At 44.8% G+C, this 18,456-nt stretch carries 11 protein-coding genes and 1 pseudogene; 4 read left to right on the plus strand and 8 right to left on the minus strand.

The genetic code is table 11. From position 1 onward, the window contains the following. The 5 genes from AAFM34_RS16670 to AAFM34_RS16690 all read right to left on the minus strand — a co-directional run. Positions 1-348: AraC family ligand binding domain-containing protein (locus tag AAFM34_RS16670; RefSeq protein ID WP_341664717.1), on the minus strand; the 348-nt coding region annotated here is incomplete at its 3' end. A 200-nt stretch (positions 349-548) separates the two neighbouring features. Then, on the minus strand, positions 549-1,217 hold the full coding sequence (locus AAFM34_RS16675) for a LuxR C-terminal-related transcriptional regulator (protein WP_341664719.1): 669 nt from the start codon (positions 1,215-1,217) through the stop codon (positions 549-551). A 216-nt stretch (positions 1,218-1,433) separates the two neighbouring features. Next, positions 1,434-2,426 carry a trypsin-like serine protease gene (locus AAFM34_RS16680; RefSeq protein WP_341664721.1) on the minus strand — a complete coding sequence of 331 codons (993 nt, stop codon included), beginning with the start codon at positions 2,424-2,426 and terminating at the stop codon, positions 1,434-1,436. Positions 2,427-2,601: 175 nt separating this feature from the next. Then, positions 2,602-3,720 (minus strand): glycine cleavage system aminomethyltransferase GcvT, encoded by a 1,119-nt coding sequence (gene gcvT, locus AAFM34_RS16685; protein ID WP_341664723.1) that lies wholly within the window; start codon positions 3,718-3,720, stop codon positions 2,602-2,604. Positions 3,721-3,967: 247 nt separating this feature from the next. Further along, positions 3,968-4,588 carry an XRE family transcriptional regulator gene (locus AAFM34_RS16690; protein WP_341664726.1) on the minus strand — a complete coding sequence of 207 codons (621 nt, stop codon included), beginning with the start codon at positions 4,586-4,588 and terminating at the stop codon, positions 3,968-3,970. Between the two features lie 378 nt (positions 4,589-4,966). On the opposite strand from AAFM34_RS16690, the gene AAFM34_RS16695 reads away from it, so the two are divergent. The 3 genes from AAFM34_RS16695 (at position 4,967) to gcvP (ending at position 9,664) form a co-directional block, all read left to right on the plus strand. After that, the gene (locus tag AAFM34_RS16695) at positions 4,967-6,262 is read left to right on the plus strand and encodes a serine hydroxymethyltransferase (protein WP_341664728.1); all 1,296 of its coding nucleotides are present in this window, start codon (positions 4,967-4,969) and stop codon (positions 6,260-6,262) included. Positions 6,263-6,299: 37 nt separating this feature from the next. Next, the gene (gene gcvH, locus AAFM34_RS16700) at positions 6,300-6,680 is read left to right on the plus strand and encodes a glycine cleavage system protein GcvH (protein ID WP_341664730.1); all 381 of its coding nucleotides are present in this window, start codon (positions 6,300-6,302) and stop codon (positions 6,678-6,680) included. A gap of 119 nt (positions 6,681-6,799) precedes the next feature. Continuing rightward, the gene (gene gcvP, locus AAFM34_RS16705) at positions 6,800-9,664 is read left to right on the plus strand and encodes an aminomethyl-transferring glycine dehydrogenase (RefSeq protein WP_341664732.1); all 2,865 of its coding nucleotides are present in this window, start codon (positions 6,800-6,802) and stop codon (positions 9,662-9,664) included. A gap of 456 nt (positions 9,665-10,120) precedes the next feature. Here gcvP and AAFM34_RS16710 read toward each other — a convergent pair whose 3' ends face one another. Further along, on the minus strand, positions 10,121-11,857 hold the full coding sequence (locus tag AAFM34_RS16710) for a methyl-accepting chemotaxis protein (protein ID WP_341664734.1): 1,737 nt from the start codon (positions 11,855-11,857) through the stop codon (positions 10,121-10,123). 74 nt (positions 11,858-11,931) lie between these two features. Next, positions 11,932-15,884: pseudogene (locus tag AAFM34_RS16715) on the minus strand (response regulator). Positions 15,885-15,990: 106 nt separating this feature from the next. Between AAFM34_RS16715 and AAFM34_RS16720 the strand changes: the two are divergent. Then, positions 15,991-17,085 (plus strand): two-component system response regulator, encoded by a 1,095-nt coding sequence (locus tag AAFM34_RS16720; protein ID WP_341664736.1) that lies wholly within the window; start codon positions 15,991-15,993, stop codon positions 17,083-17,085. A gap of 346 nt (positions 17,086-17,431) precedes the next feature. Here AAFM34_RS16720 and AAFM34_RS16725 read toward each other — a convergent pair. Next, the coding region (locus AAFM34_RS16725; RefSeq protein WP_341664738.1) for an alpha/beta fold hydrolase at positions 17,432-18,456 on the minus strand (1,025 nt) is incomplete at its 5' end.

Consider the following 18,456-nt stretch of genomic DNA (forward strand, 5'->3'; position numbering starts at 1 on the left):
AGCTCTTAAAAGATGGCTATGCACTGGCGGATTTATGAGGGGATCCCTCAGCACTATACCCTCATCACAACAGTCAATATATGGCATTCTATCGAATGAAGAAAAAACACTATTAATCAGTTGGTTATTTCGAGGGTGTGTATCGATAAAGCCTGTAGCAAAAACCAAGAAACGTACGTCATTACCCATGCAGTGAGAAGAATGTACTTGGCCTGGAGTAATGGTGAAAAGTCGATTGGCACGGTTTTGATACTCAGTGAAGTCAACATATTGGCTACCTTCATCCTTTAAGCACCAAACAATCTCCCAATATTCATGACGGTGGGGCGAGTAAAATGGATCCTTCATATTGTCAAACTCTTCCGCAAAACATGGTTGCGCAGAGGCTAAATGGACGCTTAATATAGGATTGTCAATAAAACTCATGATAGAAGTAGTGAAATTGTCGTTATTAAGTCAAGGAAGATATTTTTTAGTGTCATGCAGTTGAAATTTACTATATTGGAAGATGCAGACCGGCTTATGAAACAGAATTGTTGCTACTAGGCTTAATATCTTTCTTCTAATGCAATATTATTGTTTGCCCAAAGAAGTGCTTGAAGTCGATTTTTAGCATTGATTTTCTTAAATATATTATGCAAATGTGTTTTAACCGTATTTTCTGTGACAACAAGCTCATCGGCTATTTGTCCGTTAGATGCGCCATGCCCAAGCAAATACATTATTTGTTTTTCGCGTTTTGTAAGGTTTGCGTATGCTTGAGACGTTTTTGCTGTCGTCATACTCCTAAAATACTCGATATGATCTTGAGCGACCTGGCGAGTTAACCACATTTCTCCGTCAAAAATTTTTTCCAAGCCACTGAAGAGTGTCGACATATCATCATCAAGATAAAAAACTCCGACTAAATTTCGCCATTTAAATAACTCTTCTGATGACGTCTCTCTCGGGCAGTTTATGATAATTTCTCTAGCATTATTTCCACTAGCTAGCCTTGCCTGGTTGTATTGCTCCAGCTTACTTTCATCCAAGTAGTGGTAGTCAAATAAAACATAGTCTCCAAGGCGAGAACCACCAGATACAGATTCGACTAATTGATCGACTGCAACCATACAAACATTGGGTTTAATACCATTCTTTAATGAATCATTAAACACTCTAGACTGCATAGATACATCGGAGAGGAAAGTTACTTCATAGGTCGGTTGATTAGCCATATTGACATACTCCGGCTCATTCTTATTGATCGATGCAACAATATTGATTCGGTAAAAATTGTCAAGCTAACCCGGTAAAAATTAGCAATTTACCCAATGACTTCCTATGAATAGCAGCATAACAATTGATAATTATCAATTATGAGACACATTGAACCCTTCCGGATAATAAACAGGTTGAATACAAACTAAAAGTCATGACTTCGACAACTGCTATTACTGAAGCATAAAGGGTTTAATTGGTCTTATGAATCCACTAGATAATCTCAATAGAGCTAGCACAGCTAGAATAAGAGGACTCATACCCCCACCTGAATCTGAATTCGCGGTAATAATATTGCTGACTAGAGTGCGCTCCCCATTGATCGTCGTGACGTAATACTTAGGGGCTTCTTGGCCATTTATTACTTGGTTTATCCAGCCAATATAATCGTAAACATCGGTAAAAACGGAAGTTACAGTCAAAGATGCATCACCACACGACCTAGGACCAAAGCTCGTAATTCCAATTTGAATGTATTGGCTGCCACTTTCTATATAAACAGGGCCCCCAGAATCGCCATTACACGTCGAATTTCTATATCCACCCGATTGAGCCCCTCCAAAACATATTTGTTTGTCAGTCACTAAGCCATATTGAGACCGGCAATCATTCAAGGACACATAGTCAAGGTTAGTTTGTTGTAATATGGTTCCGCCCGATACGTTACCCGCAATTTGGCCATGTCCTATCGCAATATAAGTGTCTGAAGCAGAAAAGCTGTTGTTAATCGTCGTATTGAGTAAATAGGTATAATCAGGAACAGAAGATAGAGGTGATTCAAGCTTAATCACTGCGATATCGTTGGGCCAGAGTACCAATCCTGAGTCTATATAGTCACTAGGAAAATAAAACTCCAACGCTCTGGCTTTTTCAGCACTGGCATAAGTTGATTCATCCAAAAGCTGAGGAATGACATAAGTGTTGAGCATAGTACTAAAGTTTTCATAGATGCAGTGGGCAGCGGTGAGCGCGTATTGGCTATTAAGCATAGTTGCCCCACAATAGTTACTGTAAGAGGCTCCACTAATAAAAAACATGCTAGCAAAAGAAGGGTATGTTGCAGCACTGCTAACGTTAGTGCCATTAACAATATAGGCTGATACATCGTTTGCCATTGCGCGGGATACCACCAGCATTAAACCAAGAAACCCAAGTAAAGCCTTCATCTTTCCGTCTCCCTTTTATGCCTGCTAAACCTAAGTTTAGTTGACAAAAGGTAGAGGGGTTAGGATATAAATCATTAATTTTATTAAAAATAATATAATCAATATCCCGGTATCAAAAATGAAAAAACCTCTCGTAAAAAGAGAGGTTTGATTTGAAAATAGTACCAAGTTTTTTTTAGCCGCGATAATAACGCTGAGGTACAAATGGCATTTTTTCGATTGTCATCGGTAGTTTCTTACCACGAACATCGGCAAATAATTCTGTCCCAATAGCCGATAGATCAGCGCGAACATAAGCCATAGAAACCGGCTTGCCAGCATTAGGGCCTGCGGTACCACTGGTTACAACACCGACTTTGTTGTCGTCAGCGTCAAATAGTTCTGCACCTTCACGAACGGGGGCTTTAGTTTGACCAACCAAGCCAACACGTTTGCGCGAGACATCTTTGGTTTCAATCTGCTTGAGAATAATGTCCGCTCCCGGGAATCCACCAGCGCGCTCACCACCTGCTCGGCGAACTTTCTGAATACCCCACAAGAGGCTTGCTTCAACGGGTGTTGTAGTCGTATCTAAATCATGTCCATACAGACATAGACCACATTCAAGACGTAATGAATCACGCGCACCAAGACCAATCCACTCCACTTCTTCTTCTGAAGTTAGCTTGGTTGCCAGCTCTTGGGCATGAGTACTCGGCACAGAAATCTCATAGCCGTCTTCACCTGTGTAGCCACTGCGACTGACGATGCACTCAACACCAAGAATGTCGAGCTTTTTGACATCCATGAATAGCATATCAGCAACTTCAGAGTTGAAACGCTTTAGCACCTCAACCGCTTTCGGGCCTTGCAGTGCCAATAGAGCACGATCATCAATCACTTCAAGCTCAACACCAGTCGGTAAATGAGCGTTTAGATGCGCGATATCTTGTTCTTTACAAGCAGCATTGACAACAACAAATAGGTGATCGCCTAGGTTTGCTACCATAAGATCGTCCATAATGCCGCCTTGTTCATTAGTAAAGAAAGCGTAACGCTGATTACCTTGCGGCAAGTCGATAATATCAACCGGAACTAAAGACTCAAGAAAAGCCGCCGCACCCTCTCCGTGCAGTCTGAGCTGGCCCATATGAGAAACATCAAAAAGCCCAGCCGCATCGCGAGTATGCAAGTGTTCTTTTTTCACACCTAGTGCGTATTGAACTGGCATATCATAGCCGGCGAAAGGAACCATTTTCGCACCCGCTTCAACATGAAGGGAATGAAGGGGTGTTTTGAGTAGATCTTGAGTCATTGTTGTCTCCATTTAATCAGGTCCGTTTTCCATTCAAGGAAACCTTGTTTCCAATAATAAACACGAGTTGGACCTTTTTGCACTCTTAACGAGATAGCAAGCATTCAAAATGTGACATTTAACATCATCTTCACATTTTCTGAGGACAAAAGAAAGCGCCACCTCAGGCGAGATGGCGCTATTGTACTGACAAAAAACCAAAAAGCAAACGTTTGCTTTTACTATAGGAAATATAAAAAATGCATCATTATTTGGCGGTCACCCATAAGATATTGGCGTCTTCTTCACTGGTTGAAATCAGCATATGGCCCATAGTGGCATCGTAATACACACTGTCACCTTCACTCAATTCTACAGGTTCATAAAACTCGGAATAAAAGAGTACAGACCCAGACAAAATCAGCAAAAATTCCTCGCCATCATGACGAACCCAGTCACCATATTCTTCAAAATTTCGAGCATGAATTCGACTTTTAAATGGCATCATTTTCTTGTTCGACAACTGGGTTGCCAATAGCTCGTGCTCATAGGTAGGCGTCGGGTGAGGTTTACCCAGCCCTGTCTTAGTAATGTCTCTGCGTGCCGTTGCCACCTTTTTCCTCGGTGGTTCAAAGAGTTGAGGCATGTCTATTTGCAAACCAAGCGCCAGCTTTTGCATCGCTTGAAATGTTGGAGAAATCTGTTCATTTTCGATTTTACTCAAGGTTGAACGAGCCAGTCCTGTACGCTGACTTGCCTCCTCTAGAGTGATCCCTAACTTACTTCGAATGTCCTTAATTCTCTGACCTAATTTTAGAGGCTCAATATTTTGGTCACCCTCTTTTGCCAGAGTCAAAGATGGGTACTCGTCATAGATATCTTCAGGCATGTATCCCTCTTTATTGAATGTCCATTTCACGTTGGTTTTTATTGTGCACTAAGCCTATCGGATAAAAAAGATAACTGAGACAAATAAACCGTGCTCTCTGTAACATTTTCAGAAACCATGTTTCCAATAGGAAATTTTTAGTTGATTATAGCCCCAACAAGAGCTATGTTACCAACTTGTTAGTTGTAGAGATGCGATTTCCGAGCTGACTGATAATGTGATTTAGCAGTGAGATTCGGTTTTTCCCCGCGATGAAAACATCATTTGGGGTATGGAATTCACCCTGTCTTTGTAATGAAGGCAGTAAACAGAAAGAGGACTAACGAGAGCAATAATCCTATTAATAATCTCGTTAGCACGAATGGAAGGTCATCTACCATGAACAACAGTTACCAAAATCACAGCCTAGAGAATTTTTTCTCTACCAACCTTGCTGCTACCGATGATGCGGTTTTTGCTGGAATCCAAGCGGAAAATACTCGTCAGAACGAACAAATTGAGCTGATTGCCTCTGAAAACATTGTATCCAAAGCAGTGATGCAAGCTCAGGGCACATGTTTAACCAATAAATACGCAGAAGGTTACCCCGGTCGTCGTTACTATGGCGGTTGTGAACATGTTGATACCGTAGAAGCCATCGCAATTGAGCGTGCGAAGCAGCTTTTTAAATGCGAATACGCAAACGTTCAACCTCACTCTGGCGCTCAAGCAAATGGCGCAGTTAAGCTCGCTCTGCTGCAACCTGGCGATACCATATTAGGTATGTCGTTAGATGCGGGCGGCCACTTAACTCACGGTGCTCGCCCTGCACTTTCTGGTAAATGGTTTAACGCTGTTCAATATGGTGTTGACCGTGAAACACTCGAAATCAACTATGACGACGTTCGCGACCTTGCACTCGAGCACAAACCAAAAATGATCATCGCAGGTGGTAGTGCGATTCCACGTACTATCGACTTTGCAAAATTCCGCGAAATTGCCGATGAAGTCAACGCCATTCTCATGGTGGATATGGCGCACATCGCAGGCCTAATTGCTACAGGCGCACACCCTAGCCCGCTGCCACATGCACACGTAGTGACAACCACAACACACAAAACTCTGCGTGGCCCACGCGGCGGCATGATCTTGACTAACCATGAAGACATCATCAAAAAGATCAACTCTGCCGTCTTCCCAGGTCTTCAAGGTGGCCCACTAATGCACGTTATCGCGGCTAAAGCCGTAGCATTTGGTGAAGCGCTTGGTCCTGAGTTTTCAAGCTACATTGATTCCGTAATCAATAACGCCAAGGTATTGGCAGAAGTACTACAAACTCGCGGCTGTGACATTGTCACAGGTGGTACAGACACACACTTAATGCTAGTTGATCTTCGTCCTAAAGGATTGAAAGGCAACAAAGCAGAAGAAGCGCTAGAGCGTGCAGGGATCACATGTAATAAAAATGGTATTCCATTCGATTCTGAGAAGCCTATGATTACATCGGGTATACGTTTAGGTACGCCTGCGGGGACAAGCCGCGGCTTTGGCGCTGAAGAATTCAAACTCATTGGTAATTGGATTGGCGACGTACTGGATGGGCTAGTCAACAACCCAGAAGGTGACGCAGAAGTGGAACAACGCGTTCGCAAAGAAGTGAAAGCATTGTGTAACCGCTTCCCTCTTTACCAGTAAACAAATTTAAACAAAGTTATTTTTTGGAGACTAAGCAATGGACAAAACACTGAAGTTTGCAGACAGCCACGAATGGGTACGTGACAACGGTGACGGCACAGCAACTATCGGTATTTCTGAACATGCACAAGAAATGCTAGGTGACGTCGTTTTCGTTGACCTTCCTGAAGTAGAAGCTGAAATCGACGCCGGTGATAGTTTCTCTTTGGTTGAATCTGTGAAAGCAGCTTCAGACATCTACGCCCCAATTACAGGCGAAGTCGTTGCAATCAACGAAGAGCTCGAAGATAGCCCAGAGCTTATCAACGAAGAGCCTTATGAAGGCGGCTGGATTGTCAAAGTGAAAATGTCAGATGCTTCTGAGCTCGACAATCTTAAAGATGCAGAAGAGTACCTAAGCTCAATCGAAGACGAGTAATAGGCAAATGTGTAAAGCTGTCCCACTTAAGGGGGCAGCTTTTTTTCAAAGTTCGGACGTATAATTACTTATATCAGTAGTGATATCCAATACCCGAATGATGGAGTAGGTAAAGGACAATGACTGAATTACTTCAAAGCCTTAGCACCCAAAATGAGTTCGTTGCTCGCCACAACGGCCCTAACAAACAAGACCAGCAAAAAATGTTGGATGTCATCAAAGCAACTAGCCTTGATGCCTTAATCGACGAAACTGTACCTGCGCAAATCCGTGTTGAGAAGCCAATGGCTCTAGCAGAAGCTATGAGCGAAGCAGACATGCTTGACGCCATGCGTGAATTCGCTAACAAAAACCAAGTTAAGCGCACCTTTATTGGACAAGGTTACTACAACACGTTCACGCCTAATGTCATCTTGCGTAACGTACTGGAAAACCCAGGCTGGTACACGGCATACACACCATACCAACCTGAGATCTCACAAGGTCGCCTAGAAGCACTGCTTAACTTCCAGCAGATGGTCATGGATCTAACAGGCATGGACATTGCCAATTCGTCGCTGCTCGATGAAGCCACCGCTGCAGCCGAGGCCATGACACTGTGTAAGCGTGCAGGAAAGAGCAAAAGCAACGTCTTCTTTGTTGCAGACGATGTTCACCCACAAACGCTGGAAGTGATCAAAACCCGTGCAAAATACATTGGTTTTGACGTGTTGGTCGGTTCACTAGACTCGCTGGCAGAACAAGACGTATTCGGCGCGCTGGTCCAGTACCCGAATACGACAGGTGAAGTTCGTGACATCACAGACATCATCGCCAAAGCTCAAGCTAACAAAATTTTGGTTGCCGTGGCAACTGACCTTCTTGCTTCTGCGCTTTTAAAACCAGCAGGTGAAATGGGCGCTGACGTGGTGATTGGTTCAACTCAACGTTTCGGCGTACCTATGGGTTACGGCGGTCCTCACGCTGCCTTTATGGCAACACGTGAGAAACACAAGCGTACCATTCCAGGCCGTGTTATTGGTGTGTCTATCGACAGCACGGGTAAACAAGCACTGCGCATGGCGATGCAAACTCGTGAGCAGCACATTCGCCGCGAAAAAGCGACATCTAACATCTGTACTGCGCAAGCACTGTTGGCTAACATGGCTGCTTTCTACGCCGTATTCCACGGTGCAGAAGGTCTACGCACTATCGCACGTCGTACACACCACATGACGGCTATCTTAGCGGCAGGTCTGACTAAATCTGGTTTCGAGCTAGCTCATAACAGCTTCTTTGATACTATCACCATTAATACCGCAGCGAATACAGATGAAGTGTATGCTAAAGCGCAAGCCGCAGACATCAATCTTCGTCTACTTAAAGACCAGTTAGGGGTGAGCTTGGATGAAACCACTACAACGGAAGATATCCAAGCCTTGTTCGCGGTTTTTGGCGTGAAAGAAGATGTCAATGCGCTATCCACTGAAATTGCATCAAACGAGTTTGCTGCCATTCCTGAAGCGCTGCGCCGTACATCTAAATACCTGACTCACCCTGTGTTCAACACGCATCACAGCGAAACGCAAATGATGCGCTACCTTAAGCAGCTAGAGAACAAAGACTTTTCTTTGACTCACGGCATGATCCCGCTTGGTAGCTGCACCATGAAGCTCAACGCCGCCGCAGAAATGATCCCTGTGACTTGGCCTGAGTTTGGTGCGATTCACCCCTACGCACCACTAGAGCAAGCCGCAGGTTACACAGCCCTTGCCGAAGACCTCAAGCAGAAGCTGTGTGAAATCACAGGCTATGACGCCTTCTCTTTGCAGCCAAACTCAGGTGCATCAGGTGAATACGCTGGTCTAATCGCCATTCAGCGCTACCACGAAAGTCGTGGTGAAGGACACCGTAACGTTTGTTTGATCCCAAGCTCAGCACATGGCACAAACCCTGCGACCGCTTCTATGGTGTCGATGAAGGTTGTGGTCGTAAAATGTGATGAAGACGGTAACATCGATGTGAGCGATCTTGCGGCTAAGATCGAAAAGCACAAAGACAACCTGTCTAGCATTATGATCACCTACCCTTCAACGCACGGTGTGTACGAAGAGCAAGTGAAAGAAGTGTGTGAGATGGTTCATGCGGCTGGTGGTCAAGTTTACCTTGATGGCGCGAACATGAATGCTCAGGTTGGTTTGACGTCACCAGGCTTTATTGGCTCTGACGTTTCTCACTTGAACCTGCACAAAACTTTCTGTATTCCGCACGGTGGTGGTGGTCCAGGTATGGGGCCAATTGGTGTTAAATCGCACCTAGCTCCTTTCCTGCCGGGCCATATTGAAAACGGTGTTGAAGGTGACGATCTAGCGATTGCTGCAGCCGATCTTGGCAGCGCTTCTATCTTGCCTATTTCTTGGGCGTACATCGCCATGATGGGCGAAGCTGGCCTAACAGAAGCCACCAAAGTCGCTATCTTAAATGCTAACTACATGATGGAGCGCCTACGTCCTCATTATCCGGTACTTTACCGTGGTACTAATGGTCGTGTAGCTCACGAATGTATTATCGACATTCGTCCATTAAAAGAAGAGACAGGTATCAGCGAGGAAGACATCGCCAAACGTCTAATGGACTACGGTTTCCATGCACCGACCATGTCTTTCCCTGTGGCTGGCACACTCATGGTTGAGCCAACTGAGTCAGAAGACTTAGAAGAAATCGATCGTTTCTGCGAGGCGATGATCGCCATTCGTGAAGAAATGACCAAGGTGAAAAACGGTGAGTGGCCACTAGAGAACAACCCGCTAGTCAACGCACCTCATACACAAGCAGACTTGTCTGCTGACGAGTGGGAACGCCCATACTCGCGTGAGCTCGGCTGTTTCCCATCACAGGCAACTAAACAGTGGAAATACTGGCCAACGGTTAACCGCGTAGATAACGTATACGGCGACCGTAACCTTATTTGCTCTTGCCCAAGTATTGATAACTACGAAGAGTAGTTTTTAGTGTGCCAGAGTATTCTAATTTTAGACAAAGCATTCTAAATTTAGACAAAGTGCCTAGTTTGGGCAAAACCTAAGCTTGGTGTATTAAAAAATCAGACAAACTTCCGTTTGTCTGATTTTTTATTGCTCGCAGTTGGCTTATAAAAGCTTTTCAATGAGGCTTAAAGCGAATCTTTGCTAAAATCATTAGCTCATTCGAGTCAACGAGACTCAATATTAATTTTAAATAGCTCGGCGAATCGAAACGCGACCAAGTTCTAGAGATCTCGGTACAACACTATTTTGGACAGTTCCGTGCTATGTGTATTGTTAAATTAGCATTTAACGGATTACTTTAGGTATAGCAAAACCATTAATGTAATGGCCAAATCCACTTAGCTACTACAAAACCAATGGCAGTTTACTCTGGGAACCTTACACCCCACAGCAAACCGAGCCAGACAATAAACGCTAAGTACGAATATGGTGAATCGCACCATTTAGATCGTCGACATTGCGTGTTAGATCGAGAACAATTGGTTCCAGCTGATTGATGGACTCATTCATATCCGATGACAAGTTATTGATATTAGATAGGTTACCTGAAATCTCATCACTGACCGTCAATTGCTCTTCAGTCGCTGCGGCGATTGACGTATTCAGTTTATGAATTTCAATTACAGAGCCTTGGATGGTGCCAAGCGCATCATTCGCAACGCCCATATTTTCTCGCGTTGACTGCATTTTTTCCGAGCTGCTTTGAATCATCACCGTCGACTGCTTCGCTTTTTCTTGCAGCGTTTGAATAATGCCTTCAATTTCACCCGTCGAATCTTGGGTTCTTTGCGCTAAGGAACGAACTTCATCAGCAACCACGGCGAATCCTCGGCCTTGTTCACCCGCACGGGCTGCCTCTATCGCCGCATTTAGTGCCAACAAGTTAGTTTGTTCGGCAATGGCTTTAATCACATCCAACACGTTACCAACATTGTTCGATTCTTCAGCCAATTGTTGAATGATCTCTGCGGTGTTGAAGAACTCGCCCTCAAGCTGTCCAAACTCTGAGGTGGTTTTATCAAACACTTGCTTACTGGTGGAGGCTTCTTTTTCTGCGCTGCCCGCATACTCTTCCGCCATATTGGTGCTTTGGGCAACATTCGAAAGCGCCGCTGTCATCTCTTCCATTGCTGTGGCGGCCATTTCCATCTCTTGGTTCTGCTGGTTTGCCATAGTGATGTTGCGCTGAGTAATGCCTTGGATCGCTTCAGAAATCTGAGAAATGGTCGAATTCACTTGGTTTATCTTAGTGATGGTCGTGGCGTAACTAACGAGTACTTTATTGATGGTCGTGCCAATCACGCCGAGTTCATTTTGGCTTCCATCTTCAACCCGCAAGGTCAAATCCGAATCCACATCAACTTGCTTGAGGACTTTCGCCATCTCATCAATCGGTTTTACGACTTTGCGATTGACAATGACGTATCCCACAATAGCAATAACAAACACAGCAACCAAAGAGATGTTACCGAACAACACCGTTGTTCTCACATCTTGAGCAGCATTGTTGAACTGAGAAGAGGTCCGCGCTTCTAGAGCGGTAAAAAACTCATCAATCGGTGCCATGATTTTAGCTTTCTCTTGATGGTATTGCTTACTATGGAGCAATTGCGCTGCCATCTCTAAATCGGGTTCGCCCCGCTTGGTGTAGTTGCCACTGGCGTCAGGATAGAGCCCTTTTACCGCATTCATTGCTCTGACTTCCATGTTCACCAAAGCATCAGAGTTACCTTGCGCTTCTTTCAGCAATCGAAATTCTTGGTCGGAAAATCCAAGATCCTCCATGATCGCTTGGAGAGAGACTCGCTTCCCATCAGGCTTAGGCTTTTGACCATAGTTTAGAACCAAATCCCAATAGATGGTGTGATAGTTTTGTGGTCTTGGCTTATCCCCATTTCGAATCGCGAGAATGTCCATGTACATTTTTTCGTAGGTCTCATCGCCTGTCAGTACGTAGGTCCTACCCAGACGTGTTAAGTCATCCGAACTCTGTCTGAGCTCATCCGCCGCTTGATACGATTGGTACCGCACCTTAGCCATTGTATCCACTTGCTGCAGTAGACCATTGAGCTGCATCACCGTAACCACATTAATGATGATACCGAAGCATATTACAACAAACACCCATTTCATAGTGTTGTTAATATTCATATTGATTTCCCCTATCCTTAAAGAAAACCGCCTAACGTTGTCTATTTATCTTGGGGTTACTCGGTGTGCCTACTTCATTCTGGCTGTGGTAGCTTATCTAGTAATTGTTTTGCCTGCTCAAACTCAAAATTTTCTATGAGTTCGATAAGTTGTTGTTTCTCTTCGTCATTCCATAAATCACAGTGTTTCGCCTGATTGATAATGTCCAATGCTGTCACATCATAATTCTCAACTTTATCCACCAAGCTCAGGTACATTGCTTTCATCTCATCACATGATGGTTGATCAGACGTGGTGTGTTTACCACGCCACGCTTGCATTTGCCCTCTGAGCATAAGAACCATCTGCTGAGCTTGATCCACCACATCTATTGCACTGCTATCACAGGCTTTCACCCGTTTTTCAATTTTTATCGCTAAGTCGGTCAAATCATGGATCCCTAAGTTTGCTGAGGCTCCCTTCAGGGTATGCGCCATTCTTTCGGCGCAGTCCCAATCTTCTTCAACGATGATCGCTCGCAATGAATGCGCGTCTATTTTTTGAGCATCTAAAAAGCGTTCCAATATGGAGAAATATGAATCGGCGTTACCACCCGTGTCGAAGATAGCTTGGGCGACATCAACCCCTGTGAGCTCGGGGTAGGATTCAGTCGAAGACTCTTTGTCTTGAGGTGGAGATACGCTTGGCGGCTGATCGCCCTCAAGCGGCAAATATTGCTGCAGCGTTTGGTAAAGGTTGGCGACATTGATTGGCTTCGCGATGTGGCCATTCATTCCGGCGTTGATGCAGCGTTCGATATCACTTTGCATGGCATTGGCAGTCATCGCGACAATCGGCAGTTCTTGCCATTCGTCTTTTTTGCGAATTTCTTGACACGCTGTAATGCCATCCATCACCGGCATTTGCATATCCATCAGTACTAAACTCACCTTATGATGGCCAAGCATTTTTATCGCTTCTTGCCCGTGATTAGCGACCAAAACGTCTAGGTTTGTATCACTCAATAATCCGAGTGCCACTTCTTGATTCACTTCGTTATCTTCGACGAGCAACACGGTCTGTTTCTCGAATCGTGGTCGAACATTGTCAGAAGGAGTGATCTTGCTGATAACGCACTTAATACCAAAACTGTCCATTACAGCGTCAAGCAAGTTGGATGGATTGACCGGCTTAACGATAAGCGCATCGATAAGTTTTCTGCTCTGCTCGGTTAATGAAAGCTCACGCCCATATGCGGTAACAAGGAAGACTTTACAATCAGGTAGGAGGCGCTCATCGTGGGCCTTTTGCACCAGTTCTAGTCCATTCATACCCGGCATAGTCCAATCAACAAAGAGCATGTCGTAGGCACGTTCTTTAAGCTCGTCGAGTGCTTCGTAGGCATTGCTGACTGCCTTGGCATCAAAGTGCATGACGGTGAGCAACGTTCGCAAAATACTGCGTGCAGAATCATTGTCATCAACGATCAGAGCATGTTTACCTGCGAGCGCACTTACTGGCTCAGAAAGGTCACGCATTTTGGCCTCTTGCAAACCACACTCGATGGTGAAACTGAATACCGACCCAGTACCTTCTGAACTCGACACCACGAGCTCGCCACCCATAAGCTCGACAAGCTGTTTGCTGATGCTCAGCCCAAGCCCTGTTCCACCAAATTGTCGCGTAATGCTGCTGTCTGCTTGAGAAAATGCTCTAAATAGATGCTCGATTTTCTCTTTCGCGATGCCAATTCCGGTATCTTTCACCGAGAATCGGATCGTTGCTCGATTCTCATCCAGTTGCTCGACCAAAGCAGAGACAACGATTTCGCCTTTTTCGGTAAACTTCACCGCATTACTGCACAAGTTAACCAATACCTGACCTAAACGAAGTGGGTCTCCCACCAAGCCGAACGGGACTTTAGGGTCAATATCGAGCAAGAACTCGACCCCTTTCTCATGTGCTTTGTAAGAAACAACGTTGACAAGGTTGTCGAATACTTCATCAAGACTGAAGTCGATTGACTCTACAGTAAGTTTACCGGCTTCAATTTTAGAAAAGTCGAGAATGTCGTTGATAATACCGAGCAGGTTTTTGGCCGATTCATTAATCCTTGTGAGGTATTTTTTCTGCGAAGGATCAAGCTCTGTATTGAGTGCCAAATGCGCCATGCCAAGAATGGCATTCATTGGCGTTCGTATCTCGTGACTCATATTGGCCAAGAAATCCCCTTTCGCTTGGCTCATGGCATCGGCCAGTTCTTTTGCTTCTCGCAACTCATTTTCAAACTGCTTGCGCTCTGTCAGATCGAGTAGAATGCCGACAATGCCAGAAATTTCGCCATCCCCATTGCTGAAGGACGCTTCATACACCAGCATTTCGCGGTTTTGACTACTGCTATCACAAAGAGAGAGCTCGTAGTTTCGACTGCCTTTTGTTTGACGAAGCTCTTGGTGAACGGTCGTAAACACTTGACCAGTACTGGCATTGAACACCTCATTGGGCGTTCGGCCAACGATCTCTTGCATCGTCAAACCAAACATTTCACAAAATTTTGCGTTTACGGTGAGATATTTGCCGTGAGGCGATAAGCAATACATTGGGTTTGGTGTCGCATTCAAAATCTCTTGATTGAGCTGAGATTGCTCAAGCACTTTTTTCTCTACTTTTCTTTGCAACTCCACATTTTGGCTCAATTGAATGCTGACAGACAAATCATCGAGCATTTGAATCAGCCATTGGTATTGCTGCGGGGTTAAAACATCGACTGTCCCAAGTTCAAGAAGCGCCACTGGCTTACCTTTGACGCAAAGTGGGAAGTAGTAAATCTCGTTCAACTCCAACGACGCGCCATTCACCTGCATAGCGTATTTGCCTTTCAGAGACTTCATGCTGTACGGCTCCCCTGACAACAAAACACTCATTTCAGTTGCAGAATCATCTCGAATAACATTAGCACTTCCTTCACCAAAACCGACGCCCGCAATGCGCTTTAACACGTCATCTTGGTGGATATAGACCCCAATCTGTTGAATAGGAAATTGGTGGAGGAGGAATTGAGTCACCTCTCGCGCTAGGGCTTGCGTCGATTGACTGGTACGCAGAACAATATTGAAATCTTTGACCAAGGTATTGTGGCTCAATTGCTCGGATATGTGATGGAACACCACATTCAAGCTATCGATAAACTTTTGCAGTTCCGCATAGGCGGTTTGGGTAATCGTAAACGCGTAGTCTTTCCGTTTCACTTGACCAACAACGGTGCGCAGCAGTTGACTTAGCGGGCTAATGTAGAGGCGCCAAAGCAACAAAAACGAGACTGCAATGGAGAGCAAGAGGATGCCCAATATGGCGCGCTTGATCGCTTCATACTTGTCAGCAAGAAGGTTTTCCTCAGCGATTTGTCCTTCAATCCGGTTTAGAATCGATTGATTTGCCGACGCGATGGCTTTCATGATTCTTTCTTTCTCGGCGAAGTACTCATTGCCATAAAGCAGTGATTGCGCCTTTTCGAGATCGGGTTTTCCCATGTAAACCAACTTTCCATCGTCAACTTGCTGATATCCCTTAATAGCCAGAAATGCTTCACGTTCGAGCTGAACTAAAGAATCTGACAACGCCAGCGCATTTTTGAGCTCAAAAAACTCGATCGTACTGATCCCTGAGTCTTTGATTCGATCTAACAGCGGTTTACTGCTACCTAGAGTCAAGATGGTTAAATCGAACTCCGCATTGGCGACCACATCCCAGTACTCATATTCGTTACCCTCAGGTATGGGGGCTTGACCAGTCCGCACACTTAAAATCGATTGAACAAGGTTTCCCAACGCTCATCACCGGTCACGCTGTATGCACGCGCAAATTTGGTCAAATTGTCAGAGCTTTGCTTGAGCTCCTGCGAAATTCGATAAAACAAATGAAGTTGCTTCTGGTGATTGCGACTATCAACATACAAATCGGACAGCTTTACCGATACGGCAAACATGACAACAGAGCATAGGCCCATCGCCAAAAACAGTACGGTAAATAAAATTCGGATTGATGGCATCGACATCTTCTAATACTAATGAGTTAAGGTGATTTTCAGCACTACTTGACTATAGTTTAGTATGCACTTAACAAGATGCTTAAAAAAATCTGAATGAGATCACGAGATGCCGATTGAAAAATTAGATGATTGCACAGTCTTATTGGTGGATGACTCCCCAGATAACCTCGCCTTTATGGCGCAAGGGTTAGCAGGTCGCTACCAGATTAAAGCAGCGAAATCGGGCCAAATGGCACTACATGTACTTGAACAGTTCGATGTTGATTTGATTTTGCTCGACGTGGTGATGCCTGAAATGTCCGGCTATGACTTAATTCGCTTTGTCACAAGCAACCCCAAAACACGCCATATCCCAGTGGTCTTCTTAACAGGGAAAGATTCGCAAGAGGACGAAAAACTGGGGTTCGAGTTAGGCGCGGCAGACTACATCCACAAACCTGTCAATATTCCGCTTCTTCGTTCTCGAGTCAGGACCCATTTGCAGAACAAACGATCCAAAGATTTTTTGCGCGATCAAAACGGCTACCTAGAAACGGAAGTACTCAAACGTTCGAGTGAACTCGACCGAATGCAGGACGCGGTAGTATTTGCACTTGCTAGCCTCGCGGAAACTCGCGATCCAGAAACCGGCAACCACATATTGCGGACTCAACATTACGTGAAGCTGCTTGCTGAATACTTGGCAGAAAATGAAAAGTACCGCGAGTTACTCACCCCGAAAAAGATCGATACTTACTTCAAAGCTGCCCCACTACACGATATTGGCAAAGTCGGCATCATCGATTCGATCTTACTTAAACCTGGAAAGCTGACCAAAAAGGAGTTTGAGATCATGAAATCCCACACTACCTTGGGATTGCAGGCACTTGAGAGAGCGGAACAACTCTCTGGGGCGCATAACGATCTGATCAGCGCGGCGAAAGAGATCGCATACGGGCATCATGAAAAATGGGACGGTTCTGGCTACCCAAATGGCTATGCAGGCGATGATATTCCGCTCAGTGCTCGTTTAATGGCGGTGGCAGACGTGTATGACGCGCTTATCTGTAAAAGGGTTTACAAAGACCCAATGACTCATGAACAGGCAAAAAACATTATATTGGAGGGGAGGGGGAAACACTTTGATCCACAAGTGATCGAAGCGTTTTTAGCTCAAGAAGATCTTTTCATCAAGATTTCTAGTGAGTTTTCCGACCATTAGCCAGTAAGGCCTTTAATCTATATGAGTGATACAGAGCACTCATCATAAGAAAATGTAATCTGATTTCCGTGGCACGATTCACCAACGAATAATCACTCTAACACGTAACGGGGCAAGACGTGTTTGCCGAGATCGTCGCTAGGACTTCCTTGGGCACTTCTGAGTTACGAAGTGCCAACTGTGAAAGCTCTGGACAGAACCGTTTTTGGGCAACCTGCCAGATCTAGTCACATCTAGGTAGCGAAACTGACAGATCAGGTCTGAATTAGTACAGTTTAGGTCAGCTCAATAGCCAGCTTAACAAACTGGCTATTGAATATTACTATTTTTAGGTTTAGCTAAATTATTACTCCATTATTGCTCCATCGCTTTTAGCGTGAATTAAATCACGCACAGAGTTAGCGATACTATGTACATGCTGCGGCCTAAGCATAGAAACATGTGTGCCTTCCACTGGATAACAGGAGAAGCCCTTTTGACTGAGTTTTCCGTGTGATTCATGAACCTTAAGAAGGCTTTCTTGAGAGAAAGACTCCTTGCTATACAGCAACGTCAATGGCCCATCAATCGACTGGCTCGCTCGATAATTAATACTGATTTCTTCCTGAGTGTTGTATATCTCCAATATGGCTTCTACTTGTCGAGTCCCCCTTTCTTGCGAAATTAAACCAGCAGTTGTCATCAGTTGAATCAATTCAGCTTTTGCTTGTTCTTGACTCAATGAGCCCAAAGGAGAAACAGTCACATCCAGAAACTCTTGCATAACACTGAGAACTTTTTCTTCTGTACTTAACGTATCTTCAGGCATGTCCTCCGCCATGACGCCACAAAGTTCAGCATCAAGCAGGATGCAACTTACCTCTTTGTTTTGCGCTTCCAGTCTGATCGCTATTTCAAATGCGACTCTGCCACCATAAGAATGACCCAATAGCCAGTGCGGCCCATTAGGTTGGTAGCGCTGTATCTCCTCCGTATATTCGTCCAACATTTCAGCCCAGTTTTTATGTGGTGCCTGATCACCAGCTATACCTTTGGGCTCCAGCACAACGACTTTCGCATAGGGTTCCAGTGCTTTAGCGAGTGCTTGATAAGCAGCGCTTGACCCTCCAGCTCCAGGCACTGCATAGACAATAGGTAAGCTCTTCATGCTCTCATCGTTTGAATGCATTTCCACAAGCGGCTGCCATACATTTTCTTTTGAATGCTGGTTATCAATTTGCTCGGCAAGTTGATGTAAATAACTATTTGAGAAAATGGTTTTAATTAATAGATGCGTTGAAAACGTATCATTAATTGCTGCAACCAGCTTCATTGCCAATAACGAATGCCCACCCAGCTCAAAGAAATGCGCATCACGGCTAACGGGCGAGT

Source organism: Vibrio sp. (genome assembly GCF_038138445.1).
In the GTDB taxonomy this organism is placed as follows: domain Bacteria; phylum Pseudomonadota; class Gammaproteobacteria; order Enterobacterales; family Vibrionaceae; genus Vibrio.

What these genes read in the sequence shown, in the direction of transcription:
- AAFM34_RS16690 (WP_341664726.1), bottom strand. Translation starts at nt 4,588, where the DNA reads ATGCCTGAAGATATCTATGACGAGTACCCATCTTTGACTCTGGCAAAA.
- AAFM34_RS16720 (WP_341664736.1), top strand. Translation starts at nt 15,991, where the DNA reads ATGCCGATTGAAAAATTAGATGATTGCACAGTCTTATTGGTGGATGAC.
- gcvH (WP_341664730.1), top strand. Translation starts at nt 6,300, where the DNA reads ATGGACAAAACACTGAAGTTTGCAGACAGCCACGAATGGGTACGTGAC.
- AAFM34_RS16680 (WP_341664721.1), bottom strand. Translation starts at nt 2,426, where the DNA reads ATGAAGGCTTTACTTGGGTTTCTTGGTTTAATGCTGGTGGTATCCCGC.
- gcvP (WP_341664732.1), top strand. Translation starts at nt 6,800, where the DNA reads ATGACTGAATTACTTCAAAGCCTTAGCACCCAAAATGAGTTCGTTGCT.
- AAFM34_RS16695 (WP_341664728.1), top strand. Translation starts at nt 4,967, where the DNA reads ATGAACAACAGTTACCAAAATCACAGCCTAGAGAATTTTTTCTCTACC.
- AAFM34_RS16675 (WP_341664719.1), bottom strand. Translation starts at nt 1,217, where the DNA reads ATGGCTAATCAACCGACCTATGAAGTAACTTTCCTCTCCGATGTATCT.
- AAFM34_RS16710 (WP_341664734.1), bottom strand. Translation starts at nt 11,857, where the DNA reads ATGAATATTAACAACACTATGAAATGGGTGTTTGTTGTAATATGCTTC.
- gcvT (WP_341664723.1), bottom strand. Translation starts at nt 3,720, where the DNA reads ATGACTCAAGATCTACTCAAAACACCCCTTCATTCCCTTCATGTTGAA.